The 13,893-nt window shown below is 58.0% G+C and carries 10 protein-coding genes and 1 pseudogene; 1 reads left to right on the top strand and 10 read right to left on the bottom strand.

Annotation, left to right across the window (positions count from 1 at the left end; all coding sequences use genetic code 11):
- From NKJ90_RS30785 to NKJ90_RS30800, 4 genes and pseudogenes are all read right to left on the bottom strand, one after another.
- Positions 1-350, bottom strand: a pseudogene (locus NKJ90_RS30785) (biotin synthase BioB); the annotation flags it as partial.
- A gap of 284 nt (positions 351-634) precedes the next feature.
- Entirely contained in the window at positions 635-2,770 is a 2,136-nt protein-coding gene (gene scpA / locus NKJ90_RS30790; RefSeq protein WP_352487561.1) for a methylmalonyl-CoA mutase, read from the bottom strand.
- Complete coding sequence (locus NKJ90_RS30795) at positions 2,770-4,773, bottom strand: acetyl-CoA carboxylase biotin carboxylase subunit (protein WP_352487562.1); 2,004 nt, start codon at positions 4,771-4,773, stop codon at positions 2,770-2,772. Before NKJ90_RS30795 ends, scpA begins: the two co-directional genes overlap by 1 nt.
- 10 nt (positions 4,774-4,783) lie before the next feature.
- Complete coding sequence (locus NKJ90_RS30800; RefSeq protein ID WP_352487563.1) at positions 4,784-6,316, bottom strand: acyl-CoA carboxylase subunit beta; 1,533 nt, start codon at positions 6,314-6,316, stop codon at positions 4,784-4,786.
- A 221-nt stretch (positions 6,317-6,537) separates the two neighbouring features.
- On the opposite strand from NKJ90_RS30800, the gene NKJ90_RS30805 reads away from it, so the two are divergent.
- Entirely contained in the window at positions 6,538-7,950 is a 1,413-nt protein-coding gene (locus NKJ90_RS30805; RefSeq protein WP_352487564.1) for a helix-turn-helix domain-containing protein, read from the top strand.
- A gap of 381 nt (positions 7,951-8,331) precedes the next feature.
- Here NKJ90_RS30805 and NKJ90_RS30810 read toward each other — a convergent pair whose 3' ends face one another.
- From NKJ90_RS30810 to NKJ90_RS30835, 6 genes are all read right to left on the bottom strand, one after another.
- On the bottom strand, positions 8,332-8,916 hold the full coding sequence (locus NKJ90_RS30810; protein WP_352487565.1) for an NUDIX hydrolase: 585 nt from the start codon (positions 8,914-8,916) through the stop codon (positions 8,332-8,334).
- 1,145 nt (positions 8,917-10,061) lie between these two features.
- Entirely contained in the window at positions 10,062-10,403 is a 342-nt protein-coding gene (locus tag NKJ90_RS30815; protein ID WP_352487566.1) for a hypothetical protein, read from the bottom strand.
- A gap of 47 nt (positions 10,404-10,450) precedes the next feature.
- Positions 10,451-10,600, bottom strand: a complete 150-nt coding sequence (locus tag NKJ90_RS30820; protein WP_352487567.1) for a hypothetical protein — start codon at positions 10,598-10,600, stop codon at positions 10,451-10,453.
- Positions 10,601-11,068: 468 nt separating this feature from the next.
- A complete protein-coding gene (locus tag NKJ90_RS30825; RefSeq protein ID WP_352487568.1) occupies positions 11,069-11,740 on the bottom strand; it encodes a GntR family transcriptional regulator in 672 nt (223 codons plus the stop codon).
- 59 nt (positions 11,741-11,799) lie between these two features.
- Positions 11,800-12,948 (bottom strand): M24 family metallopeptidase, encoded by a 1,149-nt coding sequence (locus NKJ90_RS30830; protein ID WP_352487569.1) that lies wholly within the window; start codon positions 12,946-12,948, stop codon positions 11,800-11,802.
- Between the two features lie 108 nt (positions 12,949-13,056).
- The gene (locus tag NKJ90_RS30835) at positions 13,057-13,893 is read right to left on the bottom strand and encodes an ABC transporter permease (RefSeq protein WP_352487570.1); all 837 of its coding nucleotides are present in this window, start codon (positions 13,891-13,893) and stop codon (positions 13,057-13,059) included.

The raw sequence follows: 13,893 nt of genomic DNA on the forward strand, positions 1-13,893 counted from the left end.
GCCTTGGGATTGCGCCACGCGGCTCCCATGCAGTAGCGGGTGGCGCCGGCGTCACGCGCCTTGGTCGCTTCGGCGATGACGCGCCTGACTTCCATCAGCTTCGATGCCTTCAGGCCGGTTTCGTGATGGGCCGACTGGCTGCAATAGCCGCAATCCTCCGGACAGCCGCCTGTCTTGATGCTGAGAAGCCGGCTGAGCTGGACCTTGTTGGGATCGAAATTCTGGCGGTGGACGGTTTGAGCGCGGAAGAGAAGGTCGTTAAAGGGGAGTTCATAGAGAGCGCGGACTGCGGTTTGCGTCCACAAGGGCCGGGCATTCTCGGAGCTTATTTGCGGTGCACTCACTGCCATCTTCTTCTCCCTCATGCCGAAGCCGCCCGTCTTTACGGCATTCTGGTCGGTTTTCCAGTGCTCAACGCGACGTCACCGGCCAACTACGGAATTTCGTTGTGCTCTGCGTCGCTCAGAGATCGCATCGACTTCGATGGCCCTCTTGTGCTCGTCGGCCATTCGCAGGGCTGCTGCAACCGAAGCTGCCCGCTCGTGCCATTCGAGAGCCGTGGCGGACCATTACAGCGTTGCTGTCCGAGCATGGGCATGTCGCCGGATTACCGAAGACTCGAAGACGAGCGTCTTCATTGATTGCGGCGCCTTCCTTCAAGCAGATCGACGACCGCACATGCTGCATCCAGGACGTGCGTTCCAGGGCCGAACACAGCGGCCACCCCGTGGTCCATCAGGAACTGATAATCCTGGCGCGGCACCACGCCACCGCACACAACGATGATGTTTTCGGCACCCTTTGCTTTCAACGCCGCGACGAGCTGCGGCAGTAATGTCTTGTGTCCGGCCGCCAGCGACGACGCGCCGACGACATGAACATGAGAAGCCACCGCCATGCTTGCTGCCTCCTCCGGCGTTTGGAAGAGCGGGCCGGCGACCACATCGAAGCCGAGATCGCCAAACGCCGATGCGATCACTTTGGCGCCACGGTCATGGCCATCCTGGCCGAGCTTGGCCACCATCAACTTCGGCCGGCCGCCAAGCGAGACAGAAACGTCTCGGATGCGGGAACTTAGGGTTTGGTATTCCGGCTCATTCTGGAAGGCGGCGCCGTAAACCTCCGAGGTCACCTCAGGAACGGCCACGTGATCGCCGAAGGCGCTACGCAGAGTGTCGGAAATCTCCCCTACCGTCGCGCGAGCGCGCACCGCTTCGACGGCTGCTTGGAGTATATTGCCCTTGCTGCTGGCCGCGGTCTGACCAAGCGCGGCAAGGGCTGCGTCGACGCGCTTGGGGTCGCGCTGACGCTTTGTTTGTTCGAGACGACGGATCTGTGCCTCGCGCACCGCCGCATCTATTTCCAGAACGTCGATTGCGGCCTCACTTTCCAGCCGATACTTGTTGACGCCGACGATCACCTCTTCGCCGAGGTCAATCGCCGCCTGGCGGCGGGCCGCCGCCGTCTCGATCAGGCGTTTTGGCAGGCCCTCAATGACGGCCTTGGTCATGCCGCCGATTGCCTCGATTTCCTCGATGAGCGACAACGCCTTGTCAGCAAGTTCGGCGGTCAGGCTTTCGACGTAATAGGAGCCAGCCAGCGGGTCGACGACCTTGGTCACGCCGGTCTCGTGCTGGAGGATAAGCTGGGTGTTTCGCGCAATGCGCGCCGAAAACTCCGTCGGCAGTGCGATCGCCTCATCGAAGGAGTTGGTGTGGAGTGACTGCGTGCCACCGAGCACCGCGGCGAGCGCCTCATAGGCGGTGCGCACGATGTTGTTGTAGGGGTCCTGCTCCTGCAGCGACACGCCCGATGTCTGGCAGTGCGTGCGCAGCATCAGCGATGAAGGCTTCTTCGGTTCGAACTCTTCCATGATACGCGACCACAGAAGTCGCGCTGCCCGCAGCTTGGCGGCCTCCATGAAGAAATTCATGCCAATCGCAAAGAAGAACGAGAGCCGTCCGGCAAAATCGTCGACGTCGAGGCCCTTCTTCAACGCCGCGCGGACATATTCGCGCCCATCGGCCAGCGTGAAGGCGAGTTCCTGCACCAGCGTCGCGCCGGCCTCCTGCATGTGATAGCCGGAGATGGAGATCGAGTTGAACTTAGGCATCTCCTTTGCGGTGTACTCGATGATGTCGGCGACGATTCGCATCGAGGGTTCGGGCGGATAGATGTAGGTGTTGCGGACCATGAACTCCTTCAGGATGTCATTCTGGATGGTCCCGGAGAGCTGGGCCGTCGGGCAGCCTTGTTCCTCGCCGGCGACGATGAAGCAGGCAAGGATCGGAATGACCGCACCGTTCATGGTCATGGAGACGGAAATGTCCTTGAGCGGTATGCCCTCGAACAGGATCTTCATGTCCTCGACGGTATCGATCGCTACACCGGCCTTGCCGACATCGCCGACGACACGCGGATGGTCGCTGTCATAGCCGCGATGCGTGGCGAGATCGAAGGCGACCGACACGCCCTGCTGGCCGGCGGCGAGCGCCTTGCGGTAGAAGGCGTTCGATTCCTCCGCGGTCGAGAAGCCGGCGTATTGCCGGATCGTCCACGGCCTGCCGGCATACATCGTCGCGCGCGGTCCGCGGACGAATGGCTTCAGGCCGGGCAGGGTGGCGAGGTGGTTAATCCCATCCAGGTCGTCTGCTGCGTAGAGCGGCTTGACGTCTATGCCCTCGGGCGTGCGCCAGACGAGGGCATCTGGTGACGCCTTCAGCTCCCGTTCGGCAAGAGTACGCCAGTCGGCGAGTTTGGCGTCGGCCATCATTCGAACTCCAGAATGGGTTCGTCGACGGCGAGGCTTGCTCCCGCCTTGGCGGCGATCCGTTTGACGACGGCCCGCCGTTCGGCGCGAAGCACGTTCTCCATCTTCATGGCCTCGACGGTGGCGAGCACCTGTCCAGCCTCGACCGACTCTCCCTCGGACACGGCAATCGCGGTGACCACGCCGGGCATCGGGCAAAGCAGCAGCCTGGAGGTGTCCGGCGGCTGCTTCTTCGGCATCAATCGCGCGAGCTCGGCGATAGGTGGGCTGCGTACATGGGCGACAACATCCATGCCGCGCCAGCGCAGTCGGTAGCCGGTTCCCGATCGTGACGTTTTGATCGACATGCTCTCGGCGCCAATTTGAAAGTGCGCGAGGTGCCGTCCCGGGAGCCAGTCGCTGACCACGCTCAGGACCGAGCCGTCATCGAATGAAACCGCGGTTGCGTCTTCCTGATCGCGCACCGCGATTGCGAAGGCATGGCTGCCAAGCGTCACGACCCAATCAGTGGAGACCTTGCGACGATGATTGTCCATCGCCCCGGAGATCTGGACATTGCGGTGCTGGAGTTTCCAGTTGATGTGTGCCGCGACAGCGGCGAGCTTGCGCTCATCCGCATCGGTCGGAGGTACACCTGCGAAGCCGTCTGGAAACTCCTCGGCGATAAAGGCAGTGCTCAGCCGCCCCTCGCGAAACCGGGGATGGTTCATGACGGCGGAGAGAAACGGCAAGTTATGGCCGATGCCTTCCACTTCGAAATCATCCAGCGCAGCAGCCATTGCGTCGATTGCGCCCAGCCGATCGGGCGCCCAGGTGCAGAGCTTGGCGATCATGGGATCATAGTGCATCGAGATTTCCGAGCCCTCCACCACACCGGTATCGTTGCGGATGAGTGAGCCGTTCGCACGCGCACCTTCGGCGGGCGGCCGGTAGCGTGTCAGACGACCGATCGAGGGCAGGAAATTGCGATACGGGTCTTCGGCGTAGAGCCGGCTTTCGACCGCCCAGCCGTTCAGCCTGACATTTTCTTGGCCAAAGCGCAGCTTTTGGCCGGCGGCGATGCTGATCATTTCCTCGACCAGATCGATGCCGGTTACCAGTTCGGTGACCGGATGCTCGACCTGAAGCCGCGTGTTCATCTCGAGGAAGTAAAAGTTGCGGTCGCGGTCGACGATGAACTCAACCGTGCCTGCGGAGTGGTAGCCGACCGCCCTGGCAAGAGCGATGGCCTGCTTACCCATCGCCTGCCGGGTTGCTTCGTCGAGGAACGGTGATGGCGCCTCCTCGATGATCTTCTGGTTGCGGCGCTGGATCGAGCATTCCCGCTCGCCGAGGTAGACGATATTGCCGTACTGATCGCCGAGCACCTGGATTTCGATGTGACGTGGCTCGGTGATGAATTTCTCGATGAAGATGCGGTCGTCGCCAAAGGCGTTCTTCGCCTCGTTTCGCGAGGACTGAAATCCTTCGCGCGCCTCGACGTCGTTCCAGGCAATGCGCATGCCCTTGCCGCCGCCGCCGGCGGATGCCTTGATCATGACAGGAAAGCCAATCTCGCTGGCGATACGCACCGCTTCCTCTGCGTCCTCGATCAGGCCCATATGGCCGGGCACGGTGGAGACACCGGCGGATGCCGCGATCTTCTTCGAGGTGATCTTGTCGCCCATCGCTTCGATGGCGACCGGCGAGGGGCCGATGAAGGCGATGCCCTTGGCTTTCAGCGCTTCGGCAAAATTCGAATTCTCGGACAGGAAACCGTAGCCCGGATGAACCGCATCAGCGCCTGTGGCGGCAACGGCATCGAGGATGTTGGCAATGCGAAGATAGGACTGGCCCGAGGCGGCGGGCCCGATATGGACCGCTTCATCCGCCTGCCGGACGTGCAGGGCGTCGCGGTCAGCGTTGGAGTACACGGCAACGGTGGCAATGCCGAGCCTCTGCGCCGTCTTGATCACCCGGCACGCGATCTCGCCACGATTGGCAATCAGGATCTTCTTGAACATTTTTGCATACTCAAAGCGGGATGGTGTCGTGCTTCTTCCAGCGCGTCTCGACGCTTTTTCCGCGCAGAGCGGCAAAGGCACGCGCGATCCGCTTGCGTGAGGAATGTGGCATGATCACTTCGTCGATGAAGCCGCGCTCGGCGGCAATGAAGGGGTTGGCGAAACACTGCTCGTATTCCCTGGTGCGAGCAGCAAGCCTCTCTGGATCGCCGAGTTCGGACCGGTAGAGGATCTCGGCCGCGCCTTTTGCGCCCATCACCGCGATTTCGGCGGTCGGCCAGGCGTAATTGATGTCCGCGCCAATATGTTTCGACGCCATCACGTCGTAGGCCCCGCCATAGGCCTTGCGTGTGATCAATGTGACCATCGGAACGGTCGCCTGGGAATAGGCAAACAGCAGCTTGGCGCCGTGCTTGATGACGCCGCCATATTCCTGGGCGGTGCCCGGCAGGAAACCTGGCACGTCGACAAGCGTCAGGATCGGGATGTCGAAGCCGTTGCAGAAGCGAACGAAACGCGCCGCCTTGCGGGAGGAATCGATGTCGAGGCATCCGGCCAGCACCATCGGCTGGTTGGCAACCACCCCTACCGTCCTGCCCTCGATGCGAACAAACCCAATGATGATGTTGCGGGCGAATGCGGCCTGAAGCTCGAAGAAGTCGCCTTCATCGGCGATGGCGAGGATTAGTTCCTTCATGTCGTAGGGTTTGTTGGCGGTCTCCGGCGCCAGCGTGTCGAGACGTAACTCGATCCGTTCCGGATCGTCATAGAATGGCCGCACGGGCGGCTTTTCCCGATTGTGCAATGGCAGAAAATCAAACAGGCGCCGAACCTCTTCCAAAGCCTCGATGTCGTTTTCGAAAGCGCCGTCCGCAACAGAGGACTTTTGTGTGTGCGTTGCAGCGCCGCCTAGTTCCTCCGCGGTCACGATCTCGTTTGTGACCGTCTTGACCACATCGGGGCCGGTCACAAACATGTAGGAGGAATCTCGAACCATGAAGATGAAGTCGGTCATGGCCGGGGAGTAGACCGCCCCGCCGGCGCACGGGCCCATGATCACCGAAATCTGCGGAATGACGCCGGAAGCATCTACATTGCGCTTGAAGACATCGGCGTAGCCGGCAAGCGAGGCGACACCCTCCTGGATGCGCGCGCCGCCGGAATCGTTGAGGCCAATGACCGGCGCGCCATTGCGCACCGCCATGTCCATGATCTTGCAGATCTTCTGGGCGTGTGTCTCGGAGAGGGATCCGCCAAGCACGGTGAAGTCCTGTGAGAAGACGTAGACCAGCCTGCCGTTGATCGTACCCCAGCCTGTGACCACTCCGTCCCCAGCGACCTTCTGTTCAGCCATGCCGAAGTCCGTCGCACGATGCGTGACATACATGTCGTATTCTTCGAAGGAGCCTTCATCGAGAAGCACCACGAGGCGCTCTCGGGCCGTCAGCTTGCCTTTTGCGTGTTGAGCATCGACGCGCTTCTGCCCTCCGCCCATGCGAGCCTGCGCACGACGGATTTCGAGTTGTTCGAGAACGGCTAGCATCAGCGCCCAGCCGTTTGCTCGAGGATCTTCCAGGTCGTCTGGAATCGCAATGCGGTGATCTGGCTTTGCCTCGAACTCGGCTTTGCTTTGCTGCACAATGGCATGAGCGCCTCCACTGGAATTACGCTCCGCATTAGGTCGCCGGCAATGAACGGGAAAGGCTTGACCGTGTGCGATTGCGAAATGTATGAATTTGCAAACAGCAACATGCGAATTTGCAAATGGCAAACGGTAAGCTCTTCATTGGACGCCGCGTCCGCGAACTGCGGGAGGCCAACAACGCTACCCAGGCGGCATTCGCTGAGCGTCTGGGGATTTCGACCAGCTATCTCAACCAGATAGAAAACAACCAACGGCCCGTGTCAGCCGCGGTGCTTCTTGCGCTCGCCGAAAAATTCCACGTGGATATCGCTTCGATCGGCGGCAGCGAGGCCGACCGGCTGCTCTCGGCACTGAGCGAGGCACTTTCTGACCCCGTATTCGGCGGTGTTTCGGCCGGATTTCAGGAACTCAAGCTCGTTGCCCAAAACGCACCGTCTCTCGCTCATGCGCTGATTACCTGCCATCAGGCATATCGCAGAAATAGCGAGCAGCTTGCCAGCTTCGACGACCAGCTGATCCGAACCAATGCTTTTGCCGAACCGACATCCTACGAGGAAGTGCGGGACTTCTTTCATTTTGTTGACAACTACATCGATGAGCTCGACCGGGCGGCCGAGCATCTGGCGAAAGCGCTGGGCGTGCCGGATCGAGATGTCGGTACTGCCTTCGCAGACCACTTGGAACAGCACCATCATGTTCGTCTAGCGCGTGCTAGCAACGGCGAGCGGGCAATCAGGCGCTTCGATGCTTCCGCGCGCGTGTTGTACCTGAACTCATACTCACCTGCGTCAACGCGCAGTTTCCAGCTGGCATTCCAGATCGGCGCCCTGGAGTTCCGTGCGGAGATCGACGCCATCATCGAGCGAGCGCGCTTCCGTACCTCCGAAGCGGCAGAGATATGCAGAATCGGCCTCCAGAATTATTTTGCCGGAGCGCTTATGTTGCCGTACCGTCCGTTCCTGGCCGCGGCAAAAGGACTTCGGCACGACCTCCACCTGCTCGCAATACGCTTCGCCGCCAGCTTCGAGCAGGTCGCGCATCGCCTTTCGACGTTGCAAAGACCTCGGATAAAGGGCGTTCCGGTGTTCTTCGCGCGCATCGACCGGGCTGGCAACATCACAAAACGCCACAGCGCCGCTAAGTTGCAGTTCGCCCGCTACGGCGCAGCTTGCCCGTTGTGGAACGCTCATCAGGCGTTTGAAACTCCCGGCCGCATGATTTGCCAGCTAGCCGAGACGCCGGACGGCGTGCGTTATCTCAGTATTGCCACAGAAATCACCAAGACGGACGGTGGATTTGGTTCTCCTCATCGACGCTACGCGATCGCGCTCGGATGCGAGATCTCTGATGCGGGCGATTTCGTCTATGCGGACCGGCTGGATTTTGCCAACAGCGCAGCCTTCGAGCCCATCGGCGTTTCATGCCGTATTTGCGAGCGCAGGGATTGCATTCAACGTGCCATCCCGCCGCTCAAGAGCACGATTACGATCGACCACGACCGACGAACAGAACTGCCATACACGATCTGCTGATCCGAGTGGGTTCACCGAAAGGTGCCTCACCCCTTTAAACTGCCTTCCCAGAAGCGCGTCGCGGATTTTGCAGCGCGTGACCTCGGTTCAAACGGCATCATTCGTTCGATAGCTCCATCGAAGCCATGATGTGGGAATTTGCAGGCTCGTCGAGTTGGCCATGCTGACCGGCCGCGATGGTCGGGTGACGCTGGCTCATAGGAAAGACGGCGCGCGTTCGCCGGGATATCGTAATTGTCGGGATCGGGATTCAGCCAAATGTCGAAACATCAGAGGCGGGCCGGACTGAGGTCCTTCAGATCTCCAAGCCGGAGCTGCAGTGCACTGGCTGAGTTCAGATAGGTGCACTTTCGAGCTTTTTGGAGATTGCAATGGTGGGTACTATCGTCTTGCAAAATCCGGAGCTGAGAGGTCGTCAACACGTTGGTGTCGACCAGCTACAAACTCGATGAATTGATATAGAATGGCCGCTGTTGGTGCGTGTATGTAATGGTCAAATATTGGAAAGCGTAAAAGACATGGACCGCCTTCATTCTCACTGAAAAACTGTGCTGACCGCTCGCCAGATAGGTCGGAGAGCTTGATCCGAAAAACTTGATCTACTTCGTTTGGATTGGGACAGAGATCCTGGTCTTTTGTGATTGCAAAAACGACGGGTGTAATCGCATAGCCAGATTGGGTTGGATATATGTCCAAAGTACCCAAAGCATGATCAGGCGAAAGCTCTATGGCGATTTCTTCTGAACATTCCCGAATAACTGTGTCGAGTGCGTCTTCCCCCAGATCGCTCCGTCCTCCCGGTAAAGCGTATTGGCCTGCGTGTGCACGCAGCTTAGCGCTACGCACCGTAAGCAAAAAGGCAGTCTCGCCCGAGCCATCGTCTGCTGCAACCAGAATGATCCCAACCGCTGCTCGCTTCAAGTTCTCTGCGTTGGTGGTTCTCAGAGGCGCAAACTGCGAGATCATGGACCTGATATGTTCAATGATAGACGGCGAGAATGGATATGTCGGCATAGTCTCCAAGCCTCACTAATCTGACTCTGTTTTGAATTGAGTTGCACCTGCCGCTGAGCTCTCGTCCAATGATTAGTGCTTCGGCCGTTTTCGTTGCGCCAGTCTTTTTTCAAAGCGACTACGATCGTTTCCGGGCCATCCGTACCGAAGTTCCTCAACGCGACGATACCCCTGAGCCCGACAGAGCCAGTTGGCAAACGCAACGCAAACCTCATAACATAGCGCTCCTTAACCCAAGAAGCGCCCTCATGCTGCCCGTTCAGAATTGACGGTATCATGAGCCCTCCGGCGAGAGCCGCGAAAAAAAATCATGTGTCGCATGACTTCAATTCGGCTTTTCGGCTGGAGCGGCTTGCCCGCATTTAATAGGTGGGATAGCAGCAAGCGCGGCGGCCCTGCCGGTGGCCCCCTCACAGATTTCTTGACCCCACCTTTCGCGATCTGAGCCTAGCCGACTCCGCCGCGATGCCACGCTTGGCACGGCGATGTAAGCGCTGCGCAACCAAAGCGAGTTGCGCCAACTCCAATTGACAGACCCAGCAAAGACGGCGTCATTGCAACCGTTGTCGCCGACGAGATCTATACGCCTTAGCCATGCCGCATCGGCGTCCTTGAGACATTTGTCAATCTTTCACCTGGGGCTGCTCCTTGGAAGGCTCGAACACTCGCTTGCGCGCAGCCCTAACAGATCGCAAGCCCATGGCAGGTACGCAGCCGGCACCTGCATCCTGGCTCCAGTTAGAGCTGCACAAACCGCGTCCGCCAGCGCAGCGCGGCCGAGATGCTTTTCAATCTCCGGATGATTCAGAAGATCGGCCGTGACGAGGATGGGCAGGGAAGCAAGCCGTTCAGTCGCGATTCCTTTTTGCCTTCCTCTCATCGATAACGGCCGTCGCGCCAAAATCGAAAGCGCAAGCTTCGCAAGCTTCTGCAACTCTTTTAGCTTAATGCCGCGCTGACCCTGTTCGATGGCATGAGCGTCGTCCGGGCCACACCTATGTTGCTTGCCGCAGCCGCCTGTGTAAGTTTGACAGCCTCCCGGGCAAGTCGGAGGCGCTCCCCCAAGTCTTCGTCAGAAATTTTGGAGTTAGCCGAGTTCAACGAACGAGCCCAGTCCCAAGGAGTTCACAAAGGGCCGCGTGCGCCGATACCAGATTCGCAAGCGCGTGTCGGACACCGTCGAGTGGTTCGCCTTGCGCCTCGTTCAACTCTGCAGCTAGACGTTCCTTAGCGGGTTTCTCGGCCTTGATGTCTGCCATTGCAGCGAGATGGTCGAGATGGAGCGTTCCGGCGACTGCATATTCACGTAGCGCCGACGTCTTCTTTGTCAAGCTGCCGTTGGCTCCGTGCTCGAAATCATGCACCGAAATGTCTTTCCAGACATAAGTATTTGCCGCCTCGGTGAAACCCGCGGCGTGAACACTTTGCCGGCGAAGCATGCACGCTGCGCAGATTCCAAATTGGCAAAGCAGCCAGCGTAGCGCCCTTAGTAGACCACAAACGGGGAAAACGAAAAAATCAAAGAGGAACCGAGCAACGCGTTGAGAGACTTCGCCATCCTCATCGTGAACAGCGGATACCCCTGACCAACCGGCAAGAGGGCTGGGCCCAGCGCGCCTTGACCACTTTCCGTCATGACGATCTCCGGTGCGCCAGTGAGATAGCCAGCAAGGCCGCTCACCGCCGTAAACTTGAACCCTCGCGACCGAAGGCATGCGAGCACTGCCCGTGCTCAACGTCGAAGATACCGAGGTCCATGGGTCACTTGCCTGCGGCAGTGCGCACTACGACGGGCTTAGACCTCACCGCGGCGGGAGCACGATCGTTATGCCCGGGAGGGGACTTGTTTCCGAGTTCCTCGGATCGGATTGGCCAGTTCCATGTGCGGAGAGGGCTAAGAGCAGCGCAAACAGCGGAGTCGTAAGTAGCAGCTGCGTCACCGTTTCGCCGCGCCTCTCCAAAAAGAGCTCAGCATCGTCACCGATATGCCGACGACCCATAGTATACCCCTCAAATAGCGTTTGCGATGATAAGAAGATACTGTCGGCCAATAGGTGAACGCGCTAACTCGCGGTGCGGCTCTCGATTTTAGTCACTCGGCGATTCATTGCACGGAAATGACTTTGTAAATGCGATCAAACGCCATCGCAGCCTGGTTTCGTCTGCGGAAGCCAAAGCCGCGAAGGTCGCCGCGTTGGAGTACGGCAATCAGTTCCCGCAGTTCGGACGAAAGAAGTTCCACTTCTTCATCCCAGTCCAATTTAGGCACGCAGCTCAGCCAAATTCTACCAATCTCGAAGTAGAGTTGCTCCGTAATCTCCCTCGCCCTAACATTTGAAATAGTACCCGCGAGAGCTTCTTCGACCTCCCGATGTATCTTACCCAGAAGATATACGTCATGAGTTGACTTAAGCTGTTCCGCCTCATCAGACAATCTTCGGAGTGTCCGAATGGTAACGCTAGGAATCGGCAATTCGACAAATCTATAAAGGTTCTCAGCCAGAACCATTCTGACCTCATATATTTGGCTGAGAGTTTTGGCATCAACGTCCGTTACAGTAGTATAGGAGCCTTGAGACCGCACAAGAAGGTGTTCGAATTCGAGGCGCTGAAGCACTTTTCGAAGGGGTGTCCTACTGATCCCAAACTCAGCAGCAAGGGTGTTCTCCGACAACTTTGTCCCCGGTGAATACTCTAGCAGAGCAATACGATTCCGTAGAATTTCATAAATCCACGCTGCCGTATTGAAGGATTGTTCAGCTTCTAAAACGTTCATTGCCTTCGCAAAACCCTCGCATATCTAAGCGGCTTCCAGAGATAACCTTGTCGAGACTACTACACCGCAGCGAGGTCTCTCGGGGAATTCGTCAAGAAAACACCGCCGGACTTCTCAACCAACACACAATCCGACAAGAAATTATCATTGCCCGCGTCATCCGTAATCCACGTGAGAAGGTGGAATACCATTCCCTCTTGTATCTGGACAGTGCTCGCCCCATGCAGGCTGTTTATACCGGGGCCGCCTGTCCAGGTCGGAGGAAATGAGATTCCGACTGTGTAACCGCAATGCTCGAGCCTTGGAAGCGCGTTGGATGCATGAAGATGGGCCCGCCATGCGGCATGTACATCCGACGCGAGTGCACTTGGCTTGAGGGCATTCAAGGCCTTGAGGTGCGCTTGGTTGCTGATTGCGGAAAGCTTGCTTGCGGATGCAGGAGCTGGGCCAATATAGCCAGTTCGGGCCACCGGAGCGTGATATCTATCAATGCAGCCCGAAAGCTCCAAAAGGAAAGAGTCGCCGGTCTTGAGCTCGCGAGAAGTCCACGTGGTGTGCGGTTCGCATATCCTGTCCACCGACCTGATGAACGGGGGAAAGCCAGGGGTCTGTCCGCCGGCGGAAATCATGGCTCTATAAACTTCGGCCGCGACAGAATTTTCAGTTACACCGTTGCCAGCTGCGCCAATTCCCGCGGCGATCATGATGTCTGAGATTCGTGCCGCGCGTTTGATCTGCTCGATCTCAACGGGGGACTTGACCATACGCATCTCTTCGACAATTCCCGATGAGTCCAGGAACTCAGCGTTAGGGAGGGCGACCCGAAGAGGGGCGTCGATTGCGACGTTGAAGGCGCTGTTCCTTTGCAATGCCACACGCGGGCTCTTGCCAGCAATCGCAACCAGTTGCGACGCGATTGCTGCCGGAACGTCGTCATTGTCGGCATATCCAATAAATTGGACGTCTTTTGCCTGCCTCAGGATGGTGGGTGTTTCGATGCTTCTCGCGAAGAGCACCGGCGTGCCGTTGGCTGGAACCAGGAGCGCATGCAGGCAGAAGTAGCCCTCATAGTCTAGACCGGCTAGGTAATAGATGTTCTCAGGGCTTGTAAAGATCGCTACGTCAACTCCGCGCTCGCGGCACTTTTTCTGTACTATGTTAACGCGGGATCTGCGCTCAACGCCAGATTGGTCCATAATTTTATCCATTTCCATTTCCTTTATGGTTTCGAGAGATATTGCGACTCGGCTATCTACCTTTGGTATAAGTTGGGTGCTCAATGGGTTGCTGATGAATACGAAGGCGCGCCGTAGGAATTACAGCGAAGCGTTTTTGAAGCGGAGACTACGTCGGTTCAACTGATCGACCAGAAGCATCAAGACAATCGCCATGACGATCAACAGAGTGGCCACTGCAGTTATTGTGGGGTTGAAGCTTTCCCTTACGCCGCTCCACATCCGTATCGGCACCGTATGCTGCGGAGGTGTGGCAAGAAATAGCGTGACAACGATTTCGTCCCACGACCAAACGAACGCAAAGATCGTGCCAGAAATCACCCCGGGTGATATCAATGGCAAAGTCACCTCCCAGAAGGCACGCGCAGGCGACGCTCCGTGCACCTCTGCAGCCCGCAAAAGTGTTTGATTGAATCCTTTCAAGGTGGCGGAAACGGTTATCACGACAAACGGAGCGCCAAGGGCCGCGTGAGCCAATATTAAGCCCCAGAATGTACCAACCAGCTTCAACTTAGCGAAGACATAGAAAAACCCGAGTCCGGACACAATTGCCGGCACCACCAACGGCGATACCAGGACAGCGAACACCATGTTTTTAAGTCGCCAGTTGCTTTGGCTCAGCCCCAACGCAGCCAAAGTCCCCAGAACGGTCGCCACAACAGTCGACGAAATGCCGATAATGAAGCTATTTTGGATGCCCCTTTGCCACATAACTGATGCTGAAGACTCTCCGAAAATCTCGGCGTACCACCGCAGTGAAAGCCCCGGCATCGGATACGTAAAATAGGGTGCCGAATTGAATGACAAGGGTATGATTACAACGATCGGCATGATGAGGAAGCTCATGATCAGCGAACTGACAATCCAAAGTGCCATCGTCGAAAAAGCGGGGAACCGCTTGCCTAACACCGGGGTCAT

The sequence above is a fragment of the Mesorhizobium sp. M0051 genome (genome assembly GCF_040323235.1).
GTDB lineage: Bacteria > Pseudomonadota > Alphaproteobacteria > Rhizobiales > Rhizobiaceae > Mesorhizobium.